This is a genomic window from Ferruginivarius sediminum, from assembly GCF_003344765.1.
GTDB classification, from domain to species: domain Bacteria; phylum Pseudomonadota; class Alphaproteobacteria; order Kiloniellales; family Rhodovibrionaceae; genus Ferruginivarius; species Ferruginivarius sediminum.
The window spans coordinates 1-20857 of the sequence record NZ_QPMH01000007.1 but is presented as its reverse complement, the minus strand read 5'-3'; the positions used below and the strand labels follow the sequence as shown (position 1 = coordinate 20857).

Here is a 20857-nt window from a genome sequence, read left to right as displayed (position 1 = left end):
CAAGAACGCTCTTTAGCCGTTTGATATTAAAGGGACGCGGACTGCCCACCATCGACCGTAAGAATGCTCCCCGTCATGTGGGCGGAAGCGTCCGAGGCCAGTAGCAGCAGCGGTCCGTCGAGGTCGGCGGGCACGCCGAAGCGCCGCTGCGGCACCCGCTTCTTCAATGCCTGCCCCGCCTCGCTTTCCAGGAATGCGCGGTTCAGGTCGGTCTCGACATAGCCGGGAGCCAGCGCGTTCACCCGTATGCCGTGGCGCGCCCACTCCACCGCCATGGCGCGCGTCAAGTTGATCAGACCGCCCTTGCTGGCCGCATACGCCGGAACCTGTGCGATCCCGCCCAACCCCAGGATGGAGGCGATGTTGACGATGCTTCCGCCGTGGCCCATGCCGGCCATGTGCTTGGCCGTTTCCTGCGCCACCAGCCAGGCGCCCTTGAGGTTGGTGTCGACGACCTTGTCCCAGTCGCTTTCGCTGAGCTTCAGCGCTTCGCCGGTCGTGGCCACGCCGGCGTTGTTTACCAGGATGGCGATGGGACCCAGTTCCGTCTCCGCGCACGAGACGCACTCTCGCACGCTGTCGGCGCTGGTGACGTCGAGCGATATGGGGATCGCCCGCCCGTCGAAGGCCGCGATCTCGGCCTCCAGGTCGCGCAACCGATCAGTCCGGCGGGCGCCAAGCGCAACCTTGGCACCCGCCTTCGCCAGCGTCAGCGCGAAGTGGCGCCCGAGGCCGCTGGAGGCGCCGGTGACGATGGCCGTCTTGCCGGCAAGGTCGAACATGGATGCGGACACCTAAAGCTCCTTCGCGCGTTCGCGCAGGACGAACTTCTGGATCTTTCCCGTCGAGGTCTTGGGCAGCGCACAGAACACGATGCTTTTCGGCGCCTTGTAATGCGCCATGTTCTCCCGGCAGTAGGCGATGATCTCCTCCGCGTCCGCCTGCGCACCCTCCGCCAGGGTAACGAACGCACACGGGGTCTCGCCCCATTTCTCGTCGGGTCTCGCCACCACGGCGGCTTCCATCACCTTCGGGTTCTTGTATAGCACCTCTTCGATCTCAAGGCTGGAGATGTTCTCGCCGCCAGAGATTATGACGTCCTTCGAGCGGTCCTTGACCTCGATGTAGCCGTCGGGATGCTGCACGGCCAGGTCGCCGGTGTGATACCAGCCTCCGGCAAAAGCCTTTTCGCTCGCCTCGGGATTTTTCAGGTAGCCCTTCATGACGGTGTTGCTGCGATGCATGATCTCGCCCATCGTCACGCCGTCCCACGGCACCGGCTCCAACGTCTCCGGGTCCAGGACGCTGGCGTCTTCCACCGTCACGTGGGCGACGCCCTGTCGTGCCATTTTCGCCGCCCTGCCCTCCAGGTCCAGGTCGTTCCATTCGCTTTGCCAGGAACACACTGTCGAGGGGCCATAGCTTTCGGTCAGGCCGTAAAGGTGCAGCACCTCGAAGCCCAGGTCTTCCATCTTGCGAATGACGGCCGACGGCGGCGCCGCGCCACCAGTGGCGATCTGAACCTTGTGATCGAACGCGAACTTCGTCTCGGCCGGGGCATGCGCCAGCATGGTGAGCACGATTGGCGCGCCGCACATGTGCGTCACCTGATGGTCGCGGATCATCGGGAAGATCAGGGCCGGGTCCACCTTACGCAGGCAAACGTGCGTGCCCGCCGCCGCCGTCACAGCCCAGGTGAAGGTCCAGCCGTTGCAATGGAACATCGGCAGGGTCCAGAGATAAATCGTGCCGCCGTCGAGCCCGAAGGTGATCAGGTTGCCAAGCGCGTTCAGATACGCGCCCCGGTGATGGTAGACGACACCCTTTGGGTTCCCCGTCGTGCCGGAGGTGTAGTTGAGGCAGATCGCCTGCCATTCGTCGTCAGGCAACCGCCAGTCGAAGTCCGGATCGCCCTCCTCCAACAGTTCTTCATAGGTAAGTTCGCCGATCCGTTCACCGCCGTCGGCAAGCGGATCCACGTTGTCCACCACCAGAGGGTGGGCGCCCGTGCGCTCCAGTGCTGTCCTGGTAGTATCGCTCAATTCGGTATCGGCAATCAGCACCTTGGATTCGCCATGTTCCAGGATAAAGCCGACACTTGCCCCGTCCAGCCGCGCGTTCAGGGCGTTCAGGACCGCGCCCAGCATCGGTACGGCGTAGTGTGCCTCCAGGAGTGCCGGGACGTTCGGGGCCAGGACGGATACGGTATCGCCTCGCCTGATGCCGCGGCGGGCAAGTGCCGAGGCCAACCGCCGGCAGCGCGTGTAGAACTCCTGATAGGTGTAATTTTTCGCCCCGTGTATGACGGCAATCTTGTCAGGGTATACGGTCGCCGACCTTTTTAGAAAGCTGAGTGGCGACAGCGGAACATAGTTTGCAGTATTCTTATCAAGTCCGTTCTCAAAAATCGAATGCGCCCCTTCAGTCGTCATTACACCCTTCCCATGCCATATTTTTTATCGAACGCCGCGCTTGTGTTTCGATATCGCAGTCCGGGCTATCCTTCTGTTGCAATCCGCCAGGGTCAAGCCCCATGTCAGAGGGCGGAACAGGAGGCAACGAATGCGCATCGACATCTTCTCCGACACGGTCTGCCCGTGGTGCTTCATCGGCAAGCGGCGCCTCGAACGTGCCCTGGCCGAGCGGCCGCAGCCCGGGCTCACGGTCCGCTGGCGCACGTTCCAGCTTAACCCGGACATGCCGGCCGAGGGTATGGACCGCCGGACCTATTTGGAGCGCAAGTTCGGCGGCTCGCAGAATGCCGAACGGGTCTACGGCGCCGTTCGCGAAGCGGGGCAATCGGAGGGGATCCCTTTTGCGTTCGACCGCATCGCACGCACGCCGAACAGCTTGAAATCCCACCAGCTTCTCGCCTTCGCCGCCGAGCAGGGCGACCAGGATCCGCTCGTGGAGCGGCTTTTCAACCTCTATTTCATCGAAGGCGCCGACATCGGCGATACCGAGGTTCTGATCGCAGCCGCCGGCGATGTCGGCCTCGACACCGCGGCGGCCCGGGCCTTCCTGGATGAGGGGCGCGCACTCGACCTCGTTGGCGAAGAGGACAGGCAGGCGCGCCAGGCTGGAATCCAGGGCGTGCCGACGTTTGTTTTCAACGGTCATTACGCCATGTCGGGCGCGCAGGAGCCGAAGGCGCTGTTCCAGCTATTCGATCTGGCGCGCGAGGAAGCAACGCCGGCGGCTGAATAGCAATAGCCGCCGCTCACGCGCGCCGGCCCGTCCACTGCTGGGCGGCAACCGCATGCTCGTCCTCCGGCTCCGGTTCCGGCTCGCCGTCGTCTCCCTCTTCGGATGGCTTGCGATGCTCCGGCGTGATGATGCCGCCGGAGATGATCATCTTCGCCCCCTCTTCGGGCGTCATTGACAGGACCTGCACGTCCCGGCGCGGGACGAATAGCAGGAAGCCCGATGTGGGGTTGGGCGTCGTGGGCAGGAAGACGTTCACGCTGTCCTCGGGTGCCGCGCGTTCAACCGCGCCCTTGGTGTCGCTGGTGATGAACGCCAGCGACCAGGCGCCCGGCCGCGGGTACTGGATGAGCACGACCTGCCGAAATGCGTTCGAACGCTGCGCCAGTACGGTTTCGAAGATCTGTTTGGTCGCGCCATAGACCGAGCGGATAACCGGCACGGCGCTCAACAGCCGCTCGTACGAGCCCATGATCATCCGGCCGATGATCCCGGTTGTGAACATGCCGACGAGCGTCAGCACGCCAACCACGATCAGCACACCCAGTCCCGGCACGGAGAACGGCAAGTAGGTATCCGGATCCCACGCCTGCGGCAGCAGCGGCGTCACACGGGCGTCTACGAACGCGATGATGTTCCAGGTAAGCCAGATCGTGATCGAGATTGGCGCCGTCACCAGCACGCCCGCCAGGAAATAGTTGCGCAGCCTCACCGCCAGGCCAAAACGGTGACCTCGGTGCTCGCCTTCCTCCTTCTTTTCCTCGGCCTCGTGCAGATGCTTCTCGAGGACGCCAGTGCCGATTTCCGTACCGATATCGCTCTCGGCAACGATGCCCGGCTCGCTCTGCCCGTCAGTCAGCGGCTCGGCGCGTGCCGGCGGCGTGATGATGCCGCCCGAGATCAAGAGCTTCGCCGCCTCTTCCACCGTCAGGTCAAGAAGACGGACGTCGTTCTTCGGCACGAACATCAGGAAGCCGGTGCTGGGGTTCGGCGTCGCCGGAACAAAGACGTTGACCACCGTTTCGTCCGTCAGCTCCTGCACCTCGCCCTTCGTGGTGCCGGTGATGAAACCCAGTGCCCATAACCCGCGCGACGGGAATTCCACCAGCACGACCTGCCGGAACGCGACGGAGCGCTGCGCTAGAACCGTTTCGAAGATCTGCTTGATGGCGCTGTAGACCGAGCGGACGATGGGAACCCGGTCGACCAGCCGTTCCGCTTCGCGCATGGCCAGGCGGCCGATCAGCCCCGTTGCCAGCATGCCGATCGCGACGAGCCCGACACCGGCGATGATGAGGCCGATGCCCGGCAGATCGAATGGCAGATATGTGCGCGGCCGCCACGGTGGCGGTATCAGCGGCGTCAATGTGGCATCGACGAAGGAAACGAACTCCCACGTCAGCCACAGCGTGATACTGATCGGTGCGGTGATGAGGAGTCCGGCAAGGAAATAGTTGCGCAGCCGCCCACCCAGGCCACTGCCGTGTGCCGGCGCGATCAGGCCATGCGGGCCGGGATGCCCGGAGGTTTCCTCGTGAACCTCCCGATCCTGATTCGACTCGTCTTCCTTCATTCGCCCCGATCGCAACGCTGCGGCCTAAGTACCTGATTATATAGCGCGCTGCGCCCGCCATCACAGGGTTGCATAAGACATCCCCGCATGCGAAGTCCGGTGCAGACCGCTGGCCGCATTTCCTCGCTCGCTAGGTTGTGGGGCCTTCACGCCTCGAAACTTCGTGAGCCATGCCCCATCTTTAACATGCCTTCATGAAACCTCACAGAAGCGAACGCAGCGCGCATGTCTCCTCCGCATGAAGTTCGGCTCACCGGCCTCTCGACTGCCGTGCCGCCCTATCCGTTGGATCAGGGCGATGTCCGTGAACGTGCGCGTCTTATCTTTCGCCGGAATGACAGCGAGATGGCTCGGCTGTTGCCGGTTTACGACAACGCCGGCATCGAGCGGCGCTATTCGTGCGTGCCGCTCGACTGGTACGGGCAGGAGGTCGGCTGGAAGGCGCGCAACGCACTCTACGAGCAACATGCTCTCGAACTTCTGACCAGGGCGGCTAGCGAGTGTCTGGAGAATGCGGGCCTGTCGGCAGGGGCAATTGATGCGGTCGTGACCGTGTCTACAACGGGGATCGCGACCCCTGCCCTCGATGCTCGCCTGATGGAATGGCTGCCCCTTCGCAACGATATCGAACGGCTGCCGGTCTTCGGCTTGGGATGCTGTGGCGGCGTGCTTGGGCTCGGCCGGGCGGCGGCGATGGCGCGTGCACGCCCCGGCCAGCGTGTGCTGTTGCTGGTGGTGGAACTTTGCGCCCTGACATTCAGGCCCGGCGACGAATCGAAAAGCAATATGGTTGCCACGGCGCTGTTCGGCGACGGCGCGGCGGCCGCGCTACTGAGCACCGTTCCCGGCGATGCCGGACCCCTCATTGCCGACTGGGGCGAGCACACCTGGCCGGACACGCTCGATGTCATGGGCTGGCACGTGGAGGACGACGGCCTCGGCGTTCTCTTCTCCCGCGACATTCCAAGCCTGGTCAGGCGCGATTTTGGACCCGTGCTGGACGCCTTCCTGGCCCGCCAGTCGCTGAGCCGGGGCGACATTGCAGTTCCCGCCTGCCATCCAGGTGGGGCAAAGGTCGTTTCCGCGCTGGAAGAAGCGTTCGCCCGGCCGCCGGGGGGGTTGACGGCCGCCCGGCGCGTGTTGCGGGACTACGGCAACATGTCCGCGCCCACCGTGCTGTTCGTGCTTCGCGACATACTTGAGCAGCATCCCGACGGCCCAGTGCTCGCCACGGCGTTCGGCCCCGGTTTCTCAGCCGGTTTCGCCCTGCTTTATCCGGACGCGGGCTAGACGCCATGGGCTTGCCCCAGTTCGTCGTGCTTCTTGTGGCGGCCCAGCGTCTAGCTGAGGTTATCTACGCCCGCCGCAACGAACGGCGTCTGCGCGCGGTCGGCGGGATCGAACGCGGCGCTGGGCACTATCCGTTGTTGGTTTTGCTGCACGCCGCGTGGCTGGGCTCCATCTTTATGATTGTGCCACCCAACGCGGAAGTATCGCTGCTGCTTCTCTGTTTCTATGTGGTGTTGCAGGCGGGACGCCTCTGGACCATCGTAAGCCTCGGCCATTACTGGACAACCCGTGTGATGGAGGTTCCGGGCGCACCGCGCGTGCGCCAAGGCCCCTATCGCTACCTGCGCCACCCCAACTACCTGATCGTTGTGCTGGAGATCGCGGTTCTGCCGGCGGCTTTCGGCGCCTGGGGCATCGCCGGCGCTTTCAGCGTCGCGAATGCAGCAGTGCTGCTTTGGCGCCTGCGCGTCGAAGAGCAGGCGCTGGCAAGCCGCGAAGGCTAGTCACGCCATTCACAGATCGTTTGCAGTATTCTCGGAAAAGAAGAGATGGTGCGGCTGGAGGGACTCGAACCCCCACGGGCTACTGCCCACTAGCACCTGAAGCTAGCGCGTCTACCAATTCCGCCACAGCCGCGTGGCACATCATTTGTACGCCGGATCGCTCCGTCCTGCCAGGGCGGATGGTGCGGCTGGCAGGACTTGAACCTGCACGGGGTTTCCCCCACAGCGCCCTCAACGCTGCGCGTCTACCAATTCCGCCACAGCCGCCAATCCGACGATTGCACGCCCCGATTACCGCAACCCTTCCACTCCGGCTCGACCACCGGCCTATCGAGGCCGAATCTCTATCGGGAGCTTGGGGTGCAGGTCGATGCCCGCAATGCGCGGGACATGTAGCGCACGCCGAGGCAGGCTGCAAGAGGCGATTTGCCACATTCTGCGATGGGTTGCGCCGGCGCGCGGATTCATGCTCATGTGATAAAAAGCAAAGGACTGCTCTGTAATGAAAGCTTGGCAAATTGCCCTGGTGCTTGTGGGGTCGATGGCGGCCGTCATCGGCGTCGTAGCCTATGCCTGGATCCAGATGGGCGACGTCGAGATGTCCTCGGGCGGAATCCTGGCGATGGTCGGCGGCGTGCTCGTCTCGCTGGCCGTCGGAATCGGCTTGATGGCGCTCGTTTTCTATTCCAATCGCAGCGGCCACGACGACGATGCAGGCGGGCATTGAAAACCGCGAGGGTTCGCGCCGCCACGCGCGGATGTTAGTGTTTTAAACCGGAACGGAACGCGGCCGCGGGTTGTTGCCCGCCCCGTTTCAGCCAGTCGACCGACAGACCGTCTTCGAGGATGCCCCCATGCTGCGATTCGCCTGTGCCGCCTTCGCCGTGATTATGCTAGCCACGCCCGCGCACGCGGAAATGACCCTGAAACAGTTCCGCAACTACGCGGCGATGCCGGGCGGCAGTTCGCTGCTGCGCAGTTACATGGGTGGCCTACGGGACGGAATCGTGATGCTGCAGGATGTCCTCGAGTCGCAAGACAAAGCCGAGCCGACCTTCTGTCCCGAAGGTGACGAGATCAGGAAAGGATCGCGATTCGAGGATCTCGTTCTCCGAGAGATCACGAATCCATCGCGCGATGAGCCATGGCCCGCGGATATTCAGATGTCCCGCGTGGTGACGCTCGTCCTGCAGGCGGAGTATCCTTGCAGGACATACTGAACCCGGTGTACCGCAGGCGCTAATCGTCGCTCTTCTTCGCCTGCCCCGGCGGCGGATCGATCGCGTTCTTGACCTGCCCGGGCGGCAGGTGGCCTGCGAAGTGGCAGGCCGACATCATCGCCCCCAGCGCGATCACCGCGGCTAGGCGTGCAGCCTTCATCTCTCAGCTCCTTCCGACGCTCTTCAGCTGATCAATTCCCAGCTGCCGTCCGGTTGCCGGCATGCCGTGCCATAGACGGTCTGCGAGTCGCCGCCGACACGCGCCTTGGCCGTGTATTCCCGGCAGTACCGCCCATCGCCGCGCTGATAGGTCTCTCGCGGCGTCACGCTGTACTGTCCACCATCATCGGGATTCTGCCAGTTAACGGTCTGACCGGTTTCGGCGTGCTCCAGAACCTGCCCTACGCAATTCTGGTCGACCTGGTCCATCTGGCGTCCTATCTGTCCGCCGATCAGCGCGCCGATGATGGCGCCGCCGACAATTGCCGCTGTCGTGCCCGAGCCGCTTCCGACCTGCGAGCCGACGGCCGCGCCGGCAGCGCCACCAAGCACCTGCCCCAGAAGCTCCCGATTGCAGTTTCCGTCCAGGATACCGAACGTCCGGTCGACTTGGGTTCGATCATCGTAATAACGATCCCCTCCTCGCCGACCTTTGTGCTTATGCTTGTGCCCATGCTTGGCCCGATAGCCATGCGCCGGAGCCCACGGCGGCGGCTCCGCCTGCGCGTGCGTAACACCCATCACGGCAGGAACCAGCACATAAGGTTGAAAGACCAGGCCAAGCGCCAAGACGCTGGCCGCGACAGGACGGCACATCGAACGCATAGACATCCTCCAGCTTAAGTGCGCCGAACACAAAAGAAGGGCACTGTAGACACGACCCGTTGCAGCCAGGCAACCAATGGCCGCCAAAAGTCACAGCCCATTTGTCAGCAATCTATCGTTAGCGTGAATGTGCTGTTCAAAAATTAATAAATCATCTACTACTCAGATCAAAGTAAAGATAGCAGCGACCAGATAAATCCAACGAGAATACCGACCGTGAATCCGCCAAAAACGAGGTAAAGGGCGAGCGTCAGGCCGTATAGAAACCAGCTCAGCGCCATTTGGACGACGTCCAGCGGTGTCCGCGTCATGCCCGTCACACTCCAAGGAAAAAGCGGCTCTCTAAACCGTTTCGTCCGCCAGCCCGCACACCATCAGAATGAAGGCATCGACCAGCGCCACCTCGTCCAGCCGCGCGAAACGACCTGCCGCACCCGCGTGACCGGCGGTCATGTTGGTGTGAAGCAGGATCCGCCGAGCTCCTGTATTGTTGGCGCGCAGCCGTGCTACCCACTTCGCCGGCTCCCAATAGGTGACGCGCGGATCGGCGATGCCGGCGGTGGCCAGAACGTGCGGGTAGGCGCGCGGGGCAACGTTGTCGCAAGGGGAATAGGATGCGATTCGCCGGCACGCCTCCACATCCTCTAAGGGATTGCCCCATTCCGGCCACTCCGGCGGGGTCAGGGGCAGTTCGGCGTCGCACATGGTGTTGAGGACGTCGACGAAGGGCACCTCGGCGACAACGGCACGGAACAGCTCCGGCCGCCAGTTCGTCACCACGCCCATTAGCATGCCGCCGGCGCTGCGCCCGTTTGCTACGATATTCCCGGCGCTTGCATAGCCGGCGTCCACGAGTCCCTCGGCAACCGCGATGAAGTCGTGGAAGGTGTTCGTTTTCCTGTCGAGCTTGCCGTCCAGATACCACCCGTGCCCGCGCTCCGTCCCGCCGCGCACATGGGCGACGGCGTAGGTGATGCCGCGATCCACCAGAGTAAAGCGATCGGGCGTGAATGCAGTCGGTATCGTGATGCCGTAGGCGCCGTAGCCGTAGAGCACGAGCGGCCGGCCCGCCTCAGGCGGCGCATCCCGGCGGTGCAGGACCGTCACCGGCACGCCCACGCCGTCGTGGCTGGGAATATTCAAGCGCCGGACGACGTAGTCCTCTGGTTTGTGCCCGCTTGGGACCTGCTGTTCCTTGCGCAGCGTCCGGCTTCGCGCCACCATGTCGTAGTCATAGGTACGCTGCGGTAGCCTCGGCGAGGCGTAGGTCAGGCGAAGCGTCGCGGTGTCGAACTCGTAGCCGCGATGGATAGCAAAGGAATAGGCTTCATCGTCCGAATCAGGGGCAATCGTGTGCTCGTCTCCACTGGCAAGGTCGCGGACGACGATACGAGGAAGCGCCTCAGCCGTCTCCAGCCGAACCATGTGGTTTCGGAAAAGCAGCAGCCGCCGGATCAGAACGCCGGGACGGTGCGGCACAAGTTCCCGCCAGTTCTCGGGCGCCGGCGACTCAACGGGGGCGGTGACGATCTTGTAGTCCAGCGCGCCGTCGGCGTTCGTCAGGATATAGAACTGTCCACCGTGTTCGCCGACCTCATAATCCAGGCCTGTCCGGCGCGGCGCCAGAAGGATGGGCGCGCTCTTCGGCGCGTCGGCTTCCACCACCCTGACCTCTGCCGTATCGGCATGATCGGCTGCGTGGATTACGATGAAGCGCCGGCTTTCCGTGATATCGACGCCAAGGTAGAAGCCTGGATCGTGCTCTTCGTAGACAAGCTCCGGCCTGCTTTCGCCGAGCGTAAGGCGGTAGACGCGCGACGCTCGGTGGTTGGCGTCCAGCGTCGTATAGAACAGCGTACGTCCGTCGTTGGCCCAGGCGATATCCCCCGATAGGTCGTCCACCCCGGTATCCACCGTCTCGGCGCGCTCCAGATCCCTGACGCGCAACCGGTGGTATTCGGAACCCGTCAGGTCGACCGCATAGGCAAAATAGCGATGATCGGGGCTGTGCTCCGAACCAGCGACGCGGAAGAAGTCCTCTCCTTCGGCCTCGGCGTTTCCGTCTAGCAGGATCTCTTCCCCGGCCCCGCTGCCGTCCTCGCGGCGCTGGCGGCAGTAGAGGCGATGCTGCTGCCCTTCTTCATAGCGCGTGTAGTAGGCATAGGCGCCGTCAGCAAAGGGAACGCTCGCCTCCCGCTCCGGAATGCGGGCGCGGAGTTCCCCTTTGAGGTGCTCGCGCAGCGCCGCCACCGGGGCCAATTCAGATTCCAGATAACCGTTCTCTGCCTCCAGGTGGCGCCGGATCGCGTCATCCAGGCAACCGGGGTCGCGCAGCGCCTCCTGCCAGTTAGAGGCGCGCAGCCACTTGTAGGGATCGGGCAGCTCCATGTCGCCGCAAACGCGTACGACATCGTTGCCAGCCGGCGTGTCGGGTGGATTGCTCATGACGGACGGGGGTTATATCGGATAGGGTTGAACTTGACGAGGCCCTTCGGACCCGACGCCTTATGGGCCGTTGGCGAGAAGGCGCTCAGATGCGCCGGCCCAGACGCGCGATGCCGCCGCGGACAAGCCAGTAGAGGCCCAGTCCGGCCAGCACGACGACGCCGACGATAACGACGATCTTGAAGATCTCCCAGGCCAGCAGAAGCGGCCAGAACGCCATCACGACATAAACAAACGCATCGGACCAATCGACGGGACCATAGATTATGAGGTGCAGCGCCAGCCCCGCCGCCGCGTAGAAGGCGAGCATCACCAGTGCGCCGAGACCTCTGAGCTGGATCATTCCGCCCGATCTCCCTTGGTTCAGGTGGAAGGACGCCAAAATAAGCGCCCACGAGCAATATAGTGATTCCGGGTCGAGTCTGGCAGCCCCATTGCGGAATCGGCATAACATGCGACGCACGCCATCATGGCAAGGCGATGCCGGCATTGCGCCGTTCGCTGGAACGCGGCACAACGATTCGTATCGAACAGGAAACGTGTAAGAGGTCCGCGTGCTCGCCCCCCTCGCCTTCGGCGATATCGTCTTGCTTCTTGCCGCGCCAGCGGTCGGGAGCTTCCTCGGCACGCTGATCCTGCGCTTGCCCGCCGAACGTCCCGTGGTGACCGCCCGCTCGGCCTGCCCGTACTGCGGGCGTCGCCTTCGAGCCATCGAACTCGTGCCGCTGGTAAGCTGGCTTGCCAGCGGCGGGCGCTGCCGCTCGTGTGGAACCGCGCTTGGCCTATTCTATCCCGCGGTGGAACTTGCCGCCCTGGCGGTCGCCGTATGGAGCGTCGCGCTGTTTCCCGGCTGGCTTGCCTGGGCCAGTGCGGTCCTGGGCTGGATCCTGCTCGCGGCCGCCGAGATCGATCGCCGCCACCTTCTGCTTCCCGACGTGCTGGTCCTTCCCTTGGTCGCAGCCGGGCCGGTGGTACTATACGCGGCGGCGCCATGGCAGGTGACCCCGGCGGTGCTTGGCGCGGTCGGCGGCTTTGCCTTGCTTACCGCCGTTGCCTGGATCTATCGCCTTGTGCGGGGCCGCGAGGGACTTGGACTGGGAGACGCAAAGCTGTTCGCGGCCGCCGGCGCCTGGACAACCATCGCCGGATTGCCGAGCGTTCTCCTGGTCGCCGCGGCCAGCGGCCTCGCGGCGGCCGGAGTTTCGGCCTATCGCAACGGCGGATTCAGTGGGGAGCGTAAAATGCCCTTTGGACCTTTCCTTGCGGCGGGCCTCTGGCTTGTGTGGAGCTTCGGTCCGGTCCAATCGTTCGGATAACGCATTGCTGGAATAGGGAGAAGGCTTATGCCAGTATCGCGCGCTGGGTGTATTGGGGGTCCGAACAGATGATCGAGATCGGGGGGAAGCTTTGACGCGGGCACGTCATCACGCGCGCCGTTTTATGATGGGCGTCTGCCTTCTGGCGGCATTGGCCGGCTGCGAGTCCGGCCGTTTCGGGGGTGAAGGCGTATTCGGTCGCGACGGGGCACGGCCGGCGGCGCAAAGCCAGCAGTCGCGGGGCGAGACTGCGGTCGAAACCCGTCCGCTTCGCGGCGACGGCCTTGCCGGAGCGCGGGACAGCGAAAAGGACAAGCCGGAGCCGGGCGATCTGCCGCCCAAGGAGGCCGAGCTCTACCCGGGCACTGGCAGGTTTGCGGCGGCCAGGGCGGCGAGCGTCAAGGTCGAAGAGGCCGAGGGCGGCTACACGATGAACTTCGTGAACGCCGACCTGCGCAAGGTCGTGGATGCTGTCCTCGGTGAGGCACTCGGCGTGAACTACGCCATCGGCCCGAAGATCGAAGGGACGATCACCGCGCGCACCGCCCGCCCTCTCAACCGGAACCAGGTTATCCCGGCCCTTGAGGATATCCTGGCGATGAACGGTATCGCGCTGGTACGCACCGAGGGCGTCTATCGCATCATCCCGGTCGAGGCCGCGGGTTCCCTGGCACCGGTCGTTGCCGGGGACGAGCGCAGTGGTGACGCGGCTTTCGCGCTGCACGTCATTCCCCTGGAATTCGCCTCGGCCGAGGCTATGCAGGGTACACTCGAAACCTTCCTGGCGCCGGGGCGAAAGCTGCGCTCCGACGAAGCCCGTAACCTCCTGCTGTTCCGCGGCCCCGGCAGCGAGGCACGCGATCTCGTGGCAATGGCCGAGACCCTGGACGTCGACTGGATGGAGGGCATGTCGTTCGCCCTGCTGCCCCTCGACAACGCCGACGCGGAGGATGTTACCGAGGAGTTGGAGACCATCTTCGGGCAGCGTGACGACGGCCCGCAAATCGGTCTGGTTCGCTTCCTGCCAATTCAGCGGATGAACGCCATTCTTGTGATCAGCGAACAGCCGGCCTATCTGCGGAAAGCGAAGAACTGGACCGAGCGTCTCGACCGTGGCGGCGCGGAGGGCGAGCGACAGCTTTATGTCTATCACGTGAAGAACTCCCGCGCCGGCGATCTTGCCGAGGTGCTTGGCGAGGTGTTCGACGTCTCCACGACGGGCGGTGGCGACCGCCGCTCGGAGGTTGCGCCGGGCCGGCAGGCTGGCATCCTGTCGAGTTCCGGCTTTGGCGGCAGCGGCTTTGGCACATCATCGCAGAGCGGCGGAACCAGCGGATCGAGCGAGGGCGATGGCGGCGATACTTCCACGGACGCGGGCTCCTCGGCTTCGGCAACGACTTCGCGCACGTCGGGGAGCCGTTTCGGCAGCGGAAGCGGCGCCCGCTCGGTGGAGAGGTCCCGCGGAGGCGGCGGCGAAGACGGCCCGCGCATCATCGCCGACACGCGCAACAATGCGCTTCTGATCCTGGCGAAGGCCCAGGAATACCGGATGATTGAGTCGACCTTGCGCAGACTCGACCTGGTGCCGTTGCAGGTGCTGATCGAGGCCACGATTGCCGAGGTGAGACTCAACGACAGCCTGCGCTACGGCCTTCGCTGGTTTTTCCAGGCGGATGAGGGCGGCACGACGCAGTCGGTCACTTTCAGCGATATCTCGAACGGCGCGGTTTCCTCGACGTTCCCCGGTTTCTCATACCTGTTCGAGAGCGGCGACGTCAGGGCGGCATTGAACGCCCTGGACGAGATCACCAACGTCAACGTGGTCTCCTCGCCGCAGCTTATGGTGCTGGATAACGAAACGGCCCGTTTGCAGGTGGGCGATCAAGTGCCGGTGCCGACGCAGCAGGCGCAATCCATCACCGACCCGGATGCCCCGATCGTGAACTCGATCCAGTTTCAGGACACCGGCGTTATCCTGGAAGTCACGCCGCATGTGAATGCGAGCGGCCTTGTCGTCCTCGACGTGCGGCAGGAGGTTTCCGACGTGGTGACGACGACGACCTCCGACATTGACGCGCCGACGATTCAGCAACGCCAGATCGACAGCTCCGTGGCCGTGCAGACCGGGGAGACGATAGCTCTTGGCGGCCTGATCCGGGACAGCGAGGAGGATTCCCGCTCGGGCGTGCCGATCCTGATGGAGGTGCCGATCCTGGGTAACCTGTTTTCCAGCAACAGCGTCGCCAGCGAGCGGACCGAACTACTGGTTCTGTTGACGCCTCGCGTTGTCCGCGATCAGGAGGAGGCGCAAGAAGTTACCCGCGAACTCCGCCGGCGCCTGCGCGGCATCAAGAACCTGCAGGAGCGCATCGGCAACTATGGCCAGGGCGAAAGCGGTCGGAACGCCAATGGTGCGGACCCCGACGCGGCTGACGCCAAAGCCGGCAGCGGCGAAAATTGAGGGTGCCCCGGCGGATCAGCGTGCCCGCCGGGCCTCTGCCTCCAGGGCCGCGATGACATCGGGGCTTTGCGCCGGCAGCCGGGTCATGCGCTGCGACCACCGCTCGATGACGTAAGCTTGGTCGGCGCGGATGCGGTCGAGGCTGACGCGTGCCTCTCGGAGAAAGACAGCGCCGCTTTCCGTTGTCGCCTCAGCGGTGATGGTGTATCGGGTCTGGGTCGAGCGGACATAGTCCGGGCCCGGCGGCGGCGCCGGCGGTGGGTCGCCGGGAAGGGTTTCCGCCCTGGCCAGCAGATAGGAATCGACCGCCGCCGCCTGGACACCGGGAAGCGCAAGCAGTGCTGACCGCGTCGCCGTCTCCGCCGCCACGCTGGGAACGCCGGATGCGACCGTTATGTGCGGGCGCAGCAGTTCGGCCAGGGTCCGGTCGATGCCCAGAACCTGCCCGATTTCCTCGATGCTCTGGAATGCGCCGTCCTTTGCGCCGTAGGTCCGGCCGGCCGCGATATACTCCGCGTCCTCCGCGCCGTCGACGCGGGACAAGTCGTCGGGATCCCGGAAGTCCAGTATGCGGGCGGCGATGACGCGTGCCTCCGCGCGCGGCACGCCGACGGCCTGCAACAGGCCCCAGAGCACGTCCGGGTGCGCCGCATTCAGATCGACCTTGCCCATCTCGTCACGCAAGCTGAGGCGTACCTTGCCGCCCCCAAAGGTCCATTCCAGGATCCGGCCATCGGCGGGAACCGGCACCGGCTCTTCCGTATCGCCAGCAACCCCTGTCCGGTCCTGCAACAGCCGGGAGATGGCGAAATAGATACCCGCATCGGCCAGCGCCTCCGCCTCGGCAACCTCGGCCCGATTACGAGTGGCGCGCACCTCGGTCCGGGTTTCCGATAAAAAGCCAGCGGCCATCAGCGACATCAGGGTCAGCACCCAAAGCACCAGAACCAGCGCGAGGCCCCGCTGGCGGCGCAGACGGTCGGTCTTGGAGGTATCGATAAATGACTTCATTCCGTCGGCTTTTCCAGCAGGCCTCGGCTTCGTTGCATGTCGACGGCAATTGGCGCCGCCCGTCAGGTTAGGTCAAGTGGCATTTCGGATAGTGAATCACGGCCGGTTCCGCGCCATTTTCCGTTGCATGGCCCAGTGGCGCGGAAGGCCTTCAGTGCCTGACATCTCGGTAGAAAACGCCTTCACATTTGAACTAAATGAGTGTGTCATAGGCCCGGGTTTTACTCAAGCTGGCGTGCCGCGGGTTCGTTGGTGATATCGTCTTCGGTGCTGCGCTACTGAGCGAATGGTTTGTCGCGCCCAATCTGCAGGACGATCTTGCTATGACCTGCTTCCTCTCGGGAGGCACATGGTGCGTTGTCTGTGGATGCTTCGCCGACTGCCCCTCGCAGCCCGCTGGATGAAAGGCGCCATTGGCCAGGAATGCTCTTCCGACACTTTTAGTATTCACGTTATGATAAATATATTGGAGAGCTATATGGTGAGCCCGGCAGGACTTGAACCTGCGACCCGCTGATTAAAAGTCAGCTTCGACCACGTTTCACCCGCTTGCAAATCAGTGCGCCGCCTTTCGCAAAACCCATTGCAATCCCTGCAATTGCACCGATATACTCCTTTCACGGCCTTGCGATAGGTTGCACGCCCTGCCACCTGCATCTGCAACCTAACTGCAACCTAAAAGGCCCGCTGATAGGAGTCAGACGCGATGGCACGGAAGCTGACGGCGAAGTTTCTTGGTGACGAGAACGCCCCCAGCAGGGGCGCCCTGCCGGAAGCCGGCAAGCCGCAGATCGACCATTGGGACAGCGTTGCCCCGGGCCTCGGTGTGCGGGTGAGCAAGACCGGACGGCGGACGTTCGTCATCTGGTATCGCCTCGACGGCAAGCCCCGGCGGGACACCTTGAAGCCGCCCTACCCCGCGTTGTCCCTCGAAGACGCCCGAGAGGAGGCGCGCGCGACGGCCCGCGACGTAGCCGCCGGTCGTGATCCGCGTCTCTCCGGTCGTGACCCGCGTCGTCACCACCTGCCGCAGCCGGATGCGGAGCCGGAGCGGCCGCAGACCTACGCGGAAGCCGTCGCGGAATACGTGCGTCGCTACCAGCGCGGGCAGGAGCGCAACAAGACCGCCCACGAGGTGGAGCGCGCGCTACTGCGGGCCGGGGCCGGATGGGCGGACAAGCCCTTGGCCGATGTGAGGGCGAAGGACGTTCGCGCCGTGCTGGAGGCGATCCGCGACGGCGACGACGAACGCGCGCCCGCCCCCTACATGGCGAACCGCACCTTTGCCTACATGCGGACGTTCTTCGCGTGGTGCGCCGAACCCGGTATCGAGAAGGTTGCCAAGTCGCCGCTGGACGGCCTCAGGAAGCCGTGGAGCGGCGAGGAAAGCCGCGACCGCGTCTATACCGATGACGAGTTGGCGCGGCTCTGGCAGGCGGCGGACGGCCTTGGTAGGCACACGGGCGCGCTGGTCAAGCTGATGATCCTGACGGGCAAGCGCAAGTCGGCGGTCGCGGCCATGAAGTGGTCGGAGATCGGCGGCGACGGCATCTGGACACCCCCGCAGGACCGGCGGCGCAAGCGCGGCAACAAGCGCACCCACGTTATTCCCCTGCCCCCGGCGGCGCTGGCGATCATCCGCGCCCTGCCCCGCGCAACGGGCAACGGGCACGTGTTTCCGGGGCGCAAGGACGGCCAGCATCTGGAGCCGGGATCGCGCCTGCAACGCACGTTGCGGGAGCGGGCGGACATATCCGATTTCGCCTTTCACCCGATCCGACACACCGTTGAGACGCGCCTGGGCGCCCTCGGTGTGCCGCCGCACGTGCGCGACCTGCTGCTGGACCACGTGCCGAACCGGGGTGCCGGGGCCGGCTATGACCACTATTCCTACGGCAAGGAAATGCGCGAAGCGTTGGAGGCGTGGGAACTCTACATCGCTAACATGTTCTGGCCGATCAACCACAGCATTGCAGATCACCCCGCAGCCACGCGACGGCTGCCGTCGAACGTGGTGGAGTTGAGCCGATGACCAAGCGAAAGCCGGAGCCGATCACCCTACCTGACGAGATGATGCGGCGCATGAGCAAGCAAACTGAGCGACAGGCTTGGTTTGTCGAGAGGGTTCAGGATCGCATCCTCCGGGGGCCGGTTGGCGAGTTGGCGCGCAAGGGCGAACGGTCGGTCGCAGGTGCCAGCGAAGGCGGCAAGAGCCGTTCCACCCAGGACAGGGACATCGCGTTGGCGCAAGATTACCTCGCTGCGGCGGCGGCGCGGTCGCCTGACGAGTTCAAGCTGACGAAAGGCGAGTTCGGCCGGCAGCGCGGCATGAAGCCGGACACGGCCCGGCGGGCGATCAATCGAGGCTTGACTGCCCTCGAAAAGAAAAATGGGAACACCGGGGCAAATTCCCGCTGAGTTCTGCCACGTTCCCCATGCAAGTCAATTCGAGTGGCTTCATGGAGAACGAAATGCCAGACACCGCAGAACATTCCACCCTTATCAATGGTCGCCAAGCGAGGCGAATCCTTGGCGACATCAGCGAACCGACACTGTGGCGTTGGCGTCATCGGTTCGATGACTTTCCGCGCGCCGTCGTAATCTCCGGTCGGCTCTACTATGACCCGGACGAACTGCGCCGCTGGCTGGACAAGCAGCGCGAGGCGGCGTGAACGATGGGAGCCGATACGAGAAACCCCGGCGCCGTTGGGGCGGCGGCCGGGGCTTCGGTGAATGTCCAGCGGCAGGCGGACAAGCCGAAGCCTAACCCTCCCATCCATCTTTCGCAAGCCATCGCCGTTGTCCTGGCGCGTCTCGCGCGGGAGGTGCGGCCATGACAAGCAATCGCGACGACTGGACCGCACCACCCGCTGTGTGGGCGGAGATGGCCGCAAACTGGCTACACAAGCAAATTGAGGAAGCCCGGAAGTGGCATGACGAAGAGGTTAGGGACGGCCTCAAGTCCAGCGAACCTGTCGGCCAGCGCATCCTTGAATTGCAGGTATCCGAGGCCGATGCCGACAAGCTAGAGCATTCGCTTCGCGAGTTGGCTGCCTATCTCAGGGAGGCCCAACAATGATCGCGCGCGAATGGGACATCGCGTTGAGCGACCCGCGCTGCCTGACGATCCGGCAGTGGCAGCGTCTCGGTGTGGAGCCGGGCGTCGCCTTCCTGCGGGCCGGGGCTGTCGGTGTGATGGACGTGGAAGCGCGGCCTGACGGCACCTGGACGCCGGCTGAGGCCGGGGCCGGGCAGCCGATGTTCGTCATGCCGGTTCTGGTCCGGGAAGGCGACCCGTCAACGATTGTTGACTTACTAGCGTTTCATCATCGAAGGCCGGATCGGTTCTACCTGCGGCACGGCGCGGCAACCGTCGCAGGTGAATGGGCGCTCCACGATGCGCGAAGCGCGGTGGCGTGGGAGCAAGACAGGCCGCTCTATCTATTCAGTAATCCGTTGGCTTGGCTGCAAGCCGGCTGCGACGGCGCCGTGCTGCTGGACAGCGACGGCCTGGACGAACTGCGCGACTGCGGGCGGGTCGTTGCCAACAGCCTCGCACTGGCCGACTGGCTGGACCGGCGGTTGCGACAGCCGCAGATGGTGCCGCGCCTTGAGGTTCCCGACGAAGCGAGGGCGGCGGCGTGAGCGAGAGGACAATCCCGTTAGAGGAGGCCCGGCGGCGGGCGGCAGCCATGCCAGCAAATACCCGGCCATTGGCACCGCACGACCCGCTGACGTGGCAGGACGCGGAAATTCCGCCGCGCCGATGGGCTTGGCCGGGCCTCATCCCCGATACCCAAGTAACCATGCTGAGCGGCGATGGCGGTGTGGGCAAGACGCTTCTGAGCCTCCAGATCGCCGTTGCCAAAGCCCTCGGAAGGCGGTGCCTCGGGCGCGATGTTGAGGCGAAGAAAGTCCTGTTCGTGGCGATGGAGGACGACAAGGACGAGATGATGCGCCGCCTTGCCGATGTGCTGCAAAGCTACAACGCGGATTTCGGCGACCTGGAAAACCTCTGGATTATCGACCATACGCTTGAGGACAACCCGGAGCTATTGCAGTTCCAGGCATACGGCGAACCGGAGCATACGCCATTCTGCATTCGGCTCCTCAACTACTGCGTGGACAACGGGATTCAGTTCCTGGTTCTCGACAGCTTGCACGACTTTTTCACGGGCAACGAGAACAGCCGCACGCAAGTACGCCGCTTCGTGCGCGAGTTGCGGACGTTCGCAAAAGAGATGGACGGCGCTGTTTTGCTGACCGCGCACCCGTCGCTGTCGGGGCGGAATACCGGGACCGGCGAAGCCGGCAGCACGGCATGGAATAATTCTGTCCGTTCACGGCTCTACTTCACCCGGCCTGACAGTGACGACGACGATGATCCCGATGCGCGCGTCCTGACCACAAAAAAGGCGAACTACGCCAGCGTGGGAGAGACGATAAGCCTCCGCTGGTCCGATGGCGTGTTCGCCCTCGACCAGCCGGACACGGGCATGGTGGCGAGCATCGAACGCGGCCAAGCCGAGACAGTGTTCCTTGAATGCCTGGATAAGCTCACGGCACGCGGAACGCACGTTTCGGAAAGCCCGCACGCAGGGAACTACGCGCCAAAGGTCATATCTCGAATGCCCGAACGGGGCCGCTTCAAGGTGCGAGACATCGAGCGGGCGATGCAACGATTGTTCTCCGATGGCGACATCAAGAACGAGAGTTACGGGCCACCTTCACGCCTGAAAACACGCATTGTTAGGTGCAGCCATGACGCGCAGTAACGTGCGTTTCCGGTTATTCGTGGGTGTGTGTCATGCCGGTTCCTTGCCGGTTGTTCCGGTGTTCCGTAAGCCATTGATTTTCCATGATGCCGGGGTGTGTGTGTCCGGTCCCTCCCCCTACGGGGGACCTTTGCGATACGGTCATTTGCGGCGAGGAGTTTGACGAGGGCCGGTTTGGCCGGTCCGCGTGGCGGTTTTTTTGTCGGATTGACGGGATAGGGGGCTTTTTTATCG

The 20857-nt window shown here is 64.1% G+C and carries 22 protein-coding genes and 3 tRNA genes; 13 read left to right on the top strand and 12 right to left on the bottom strand.

Features of this window, described 5'->3' with window-relative positions:
- Positions 1–26 precede the first annotated feature (26 nt).
- Entirely contained in the window at positions 27–794 is a 768-nt protein-coding gene (locus DRB17_RS09220; protein WP_241503790.1) for an SDR family NAD(P)-dependent oxidoreductase, read from the bottom strand.
- The gene (locus DRB17_RS09215; protein ID WP_114581916.1) at positions 795–2432 is read right to left on the bottom strand and encodes an acyl-CoA synthetase; all 1638 of its coding nucleotides are present in this window, start codon (positions 2430–2432) and stop codon (positions 795–797) included.
- A 130-nt stretch (positions 2433–2562) separates the two neighbouring features.
- Here DRB17_RS09215 and DRB17_RS09210 point away from each other — a divergent pair, with 130 nt between their 5' ends.
- On the top strand, positions 2563–3207 hold the full coding sequence (locus tag DRB17_RS09210) for a DsbA family oxidoreductase (RefSeq protein ID WP_114581915.1): 645 nt from the start codon (positions 2563–2565) through the stop codon (positions 3205–3207).
- Between the two features lie 13 nt (positions 3208–3220).
- On the opposite strand, the gene DRB17_RS20685 is transcribed toward DRB17_RS09210, so the two are convergent.
- Complete coding sequence (locus DRB17_RS20685; protein ID WP_241503789.1) at positions 3221–4777, bottom strand: DUF502 domain-containing protein; 1557 nt, start codon at positions 4775–4777, stop codon at positions 3221–3223.
- A gap of 345 nt (positions 4778–5122) precedes the next feature.
- Between DRB17_RS20685 and DRB17_RS09195 the strand changes: the two genes are divergently transcribed.
- Positions 5123–6067 carry a type III polyketide synthase gene (locus DRB17_RS09195; RefSeq protein WP_241503788.1) on the top strand — a complete coding sequence of 315 codons (945 nt, stop codon included), beginning with the start codon at positions 5123–5125 and terminating at the stop codon, positions 6065–6067.
- Positions 6068–6072: 5 nt separating this feature from the next.
- On the top strand, positions 6073–6570 hold the full coding sequence (locus tag DRB17_RS09190) for an isoprenylcysteine carboxyl methyltransferase family protein (protein WP_114581913.1): 498 nt from the start codon (positions 6073–6075) through the stop codon (positions 6568–6570).
- 46 nt (positions 6571–6616) lie between these two features.
- Here the strand turns inward: DRB17_RS09190 and DRB17_RS09185 are convergent.
- Both DRB17_RS09185 and DRB17_RS09180 read right to left on the bottom strand, forming a co-directional pair.
- Positions 6617–6703 (bottom strand) — tRNA-Leu (locus DRB17_RS09185).
- 47 nt (positions 6704–6750) lie between these two features.
- Positions 6751–6837, bottom strand: a tRNA-Leu gene (locus DRB17_RS09180).
- Between the two features lie 235 nt (positions 6838–7072).
- On the opposite strand from DRB17_RS09180, the gene DRB17_RS09175 reads away from it, so the two are divergent.
- Positions 7073–7297, top strand: coding sequence for a hypothetical protein (locus tag DRB17_RS09175; RefSeq protein WP_114581912.1), 225 nt, complete (start codon positions 7073–7075; stop codon positions 7295–7297).
- Positions 7298–7424: 127 nt separating this feature from the next.
- Positions 7425–7790, top strand: coding sequence for a hypothetical protein (locus DRB17_RS09170; RefSeq protein WP_147274867.1), 366 nt, complete (start codon positions 7425–7427; stop codon positions 7788–7790).
- 19 nt (positions 7791–7809) lie between these two features.
- Here the strand turns inward: DRB17_RS09170 and DRB17_RS20215 are convergent, their stop codons facing one another.
- The 5 genes from DRB17_RS20215 to DRB17_RS09155 all read right to left on the bottom strand — a co-directional run bounded on the left by DRB17_RS20215 (position 7810) and on the right by DRB17_RS09155 (position 11403).
- Positions 7810–7950 (bottom strand): hypothetical protein, encoded by a 141-nt coding sequence (locus DRB17_RS20215; RefSeq protein WP_153242371.1) that lies wholly within the window; start codon positions 7948–7950, stop codon positions 7810–7812.
- Positions 7951–7973: 23 nt separating this feature from the next.
- Positions 7974–8615, bottom strand: coding sequence for an RT0821/Lpp0805 family surface protein (locus DRB17_RS09165; RefSeq protein ID WP_193725731.1), 642 nt, complete (start codon positions 8613–8615; stop codon positions 7974–7976).
- Positions 8616–8782: 167 nt separating this feature from the next.
- Positions 8783–8926 carry a hypothetical protein gene (locus DRB17_RS20210; RefSeq protein WP_153242370.1) on the bottom strand — a complete coding sequence of 48 codons (144 nt, stop codon included), beginning with the start codon at positions 8924–8926 and terminating at the stop codon, positions 8783–8785.
- Between the two features lie 31 nt (positions 8927–8957).
- The gene (locus DRB17_RS09160) at positions 8958–11060 is read right to left on the bottom strand and encodes a S9 family peptidase (RefSeq protein ID WP_114581910.1); all 2103 of its coding nucleotides are present in this window, start codon (positions 11058–11060) and stop codon (positions 8958–8960) included.
- Positions 11061–11145: 85 nt separating this feature from the next.
- Entirely contained in the window at positions 11146–11403 is a 258-nt protein-coding gene (locus DRB17_RS09155) for a hypothetical protein (RefSeq protein WP_114581909.1), read from the bottom strand.
- A 211-nt stretch (positions 11404–11614) separates the two neighbouring features.
- Here DRB17_RS09155 and DRB17_RS09150 point away from each other — a divergent pair, with 211 nt between their 5' ends.
- Positions 11615–12376: a prepilin peptidase gene (locus DRB17_RS09150; protein WP_114581908.1), complete on the top strand. Its 762-nt coding sequence runs from the start codon at positions 11615–11617 to the stop codon at positions 12374–12376.
- 124 nt (positions 12377–12500) lie between these two features.
- Positions 12501–14837 (top strand): type II secretion system secretin GspD, encoded by a 2337-nt coding sequence (gene gspD / locus DRB17_RS09145; RefSeq protein WP_114581907.1) that lies wholly within the window; start codon positions 12501–12503, stop codon positions 14835–14837.
- 15 nt (positions 14838–14852) lie between these two features.
- Here the strand turns inward: gspD and DRB17_RS09140 are convergent, their stop codons facing one another.
- Entirely contained in the window at positions 14853–15848 is a 996-nt protein-coding gene (locus tag DRB17_RS09140) for a type II secretion system minor pseudopilin (protein WP_114581906.1), read from the bottom strand.
- 479 nt (positions 15849–16327) lie between these two features.
- Positions 16328–16395, bottom strand: a tRNA-Leu gene (locus tag DRB17_RS09135).
- Between the two features lie 159 nt (positions 16396–16554).
- Between DRB17_RS09135 and DRB17_RS09130 the strand changes: the two genes are divergently transcribed.
- The 6 genes from DRB17_RS09130 to DRB17_RS09105 all read left to right on the top strand — a co-directional run bounded on the left by DRB17_RS09130 (position 16555) and on the right by DRB17_RS09105 (position 20623).
- The gene (locus tag DRB17_RS09130; RefSeq protein WP_114581905.1) at positions 16555–17880 is read left to right on the top strand and encodes a tyrosine-type recombinase/integrase; all 1326 of its coding nucleotides are present in this window, start codon (positions 16555–16557) and stop codon (positions 17878–17880) included.
- A complete protein-coding gene (locus tag DRB17_RS09125) occupies positions 17877–18266 on the top strand; it encodes a hypothetical protein (RefSeq protein ID WP_114581904.1) in 390 nt (129 codons plus the stop codon). The genes DRB17_RS09130 and DRB17_RS09125 overlap by 4 nt, the downstream gene beginning before the upstream one ends.
- A gap of 41 nt (positions 18267–18307) precedes the next feature.
- Positions 18308–18520: a helix-turn-helix transcriptional regulator gene (locus DRB17_RS09120; RefSeq protein ID WP_114581903.1), complete on the top strand. Its 213-nt coding sequence runs from the start codon at positions 18308–18310 to the stop codon at positions 18518–18520.
- 161 nt (positions 18521–18681) lie between these two features.
- Positions 18682–18927 (top strand): hypothetical protein, encoded by a 246-nt coding sequence (locus tag DRB17_RS09115; protein ID WP_114581902.1) that lies wholly within the window; start codon positions 18682–18684, stop codon positions 18925–18927.
- A complete protein-coding gene (locus tag DRB17_RS09110; protein WP_114581901.1) occupies positions 18924–19493 on the top strand; it encodes a hypothetical protein in 570 nt (189 codons plus the stop codon). The genes DRB17_RS09115 and DRB17_RS09110 overlap by 4 nt, the downstream gene beginning before the upstream one ends.
- Positions 19490–20623: an AAA family ATPase gene (locus tag DRB17_RS09105; protein ID WP_147274866.1), complete on the top strand. Its 1134-nt coding sequence runs from the start codon at positions 19490–19492 to the stop codon at positions 20621–20623. The genes DRB17_RS09110 and DRB17_RS09105 overlap by 4 nt, the downstream gene beginning before the upstream one ends.
- Positions 20624–20857: the final 234 nt, after the last annotated feature.

What these genes read in the sequence shown, in the direction of transcription:
- DRB17_RS09170 (WP_147274867.1), top strand. Translation starts at nt 7,425, where the DNA reads ATGCTGCGATTCGCCTGTGCCGCCTTCGCCGTGATTATGCTAGCCACG.
- DRB17_RS09140 (WP_114581906.1), bottom strand. Translation starts at nt 15,848, where the DNA reads ATGAAGTCATTTATCGATACCTCCAAGACCGACCGTCTGCGCCGCCAG.
- DRB17_RS09110 (WP_114581901.1), top strand. Translation starts at nt 18,924, where the DNA reads ATGATCGCGCGCGAATGGGACATCGCGTTGAGCGACCCGCGCTGCCTG.
- DRB17_RS09160 (WP_114581910.1), bottom strand. Translation starts at nt 11,060, where the DNA reads ATGAGCAATCCACCCGACACGCCGGCTGGCAACGATGTCGTACGCGTT.
- DRB17_RS20210 (WP_153242370.1), bottom strand. Translation starts at nt 8,926, where the DNA reads ATGACGCGGACACCGCTGGACGTCGTCCAAATGGCGCTGAGCTGGTTT.
- DRB17_RS09120 (WP_114581903.1), top strand. Translation starts at nt 18,308, where the DNA reads ATGGAGAACGAAATGCCAGACACCGCAGAACATTCCACCCTTATCAAT.
- DRB17_RS09175 (WP_114581912.1), top strand. Translation starts at nt 7,073, where the DNA reads ATGAAAGCTTGGCAAATTGCCCTGGTGCTTGTGGGGTCGATGGCGGCC.
- DRB17_RS09210 (WP_114581915.1), top strand. Translation starts at nt 2,563, where the DNA reads ATGCGCATCGACATCTTCTCCGACACGGTCTGCCCGTGGTGCTTCATC.
- DRB17_RS09155 (WP_114581909.1), bottom strand. Translation starts at nt 11,403, where the DNA reads ATGATCCAGCTCAGAGGTCTCGGCGCACTGGTGATGCTCGCCTTCTAC.
- DRB17_RS09115 (WP_114581902.1), top strand. Translation starts at nt 18,682, where the DNA reads ATGACAAGCAATCGCGACGACTGGACCGCACCACCCGCTGTGTGGGCG.
- DRB17_RS09215 (WP_114581916.1), bottom strand. Translation starts at nt 2,432, where the DNA reads ATGACGACTGAAGGGGCGCATTCGATTTTTGAGAACGGACTTGATAAG.
- DRB17_RS09195 (WP_241503788.1), top strand. Translation starts at nt 5,123, where the DNA reads ATGGCTCGGCTGTTGCCGGTTTACGACAACGCCGGCATCGAGCGGCGC.
- DRB17_RS09190 (WP_114581913.1), top strand. Translation starts at nt 6,073, where the DNA reads ATGGGCTTGCCCCAGTTCGTCGTGCTTCTTGTGGCGGCCCAGCGTCTA.
- DRB17_RS20215 (WP_153242371.1), bottom strand. Translation starts at nt 7,950, where the DNA reads ATGAAGGCTGCACGCCTAGCCGCGGTGATCGCGCTGGGGGCGATGATG.
- gspD (WP_114581907.1), top strand. Translation starts at nt 12,501, where the DNA reads ATGATGGGCGTCTGCCTTCTGGCGGCATTGGCCGGCTGCGAGTCCGGC.
- DRB17_RS09165 (WP_193725731.1), bottom strand. Translation starts at nt 8,615, where the DNA reads ATGCGTTCGATGTGCCGTCCTGTCGCGGCCAGCGTCTTGGCGCTTGGC.
- DRB17_RS20685 (WP_241503789.1), bottom strand. Translation starts at nt 4,777, where the DNA reads ATGAAGGAAGACGAGTCGAATCAGGATCGGGAGGTTCACGAGGAAACC.
- DRB17_RS09130 (WP_114581905.1), top strand. Translation starts at nt 16,555, where the DNA reads ATGGCACGGAAGCTGACGGCGAAGTTTCTTGGTGACGAGAACGCCCCC.
- DRB17_RS09125 (WP_114581904.1), top strand. Translation starts at nt 17,877, where the DNA reads ATGACCAAGCGAAAGCCGGAGCCGATCACCCTACCTGACGAGATGATG.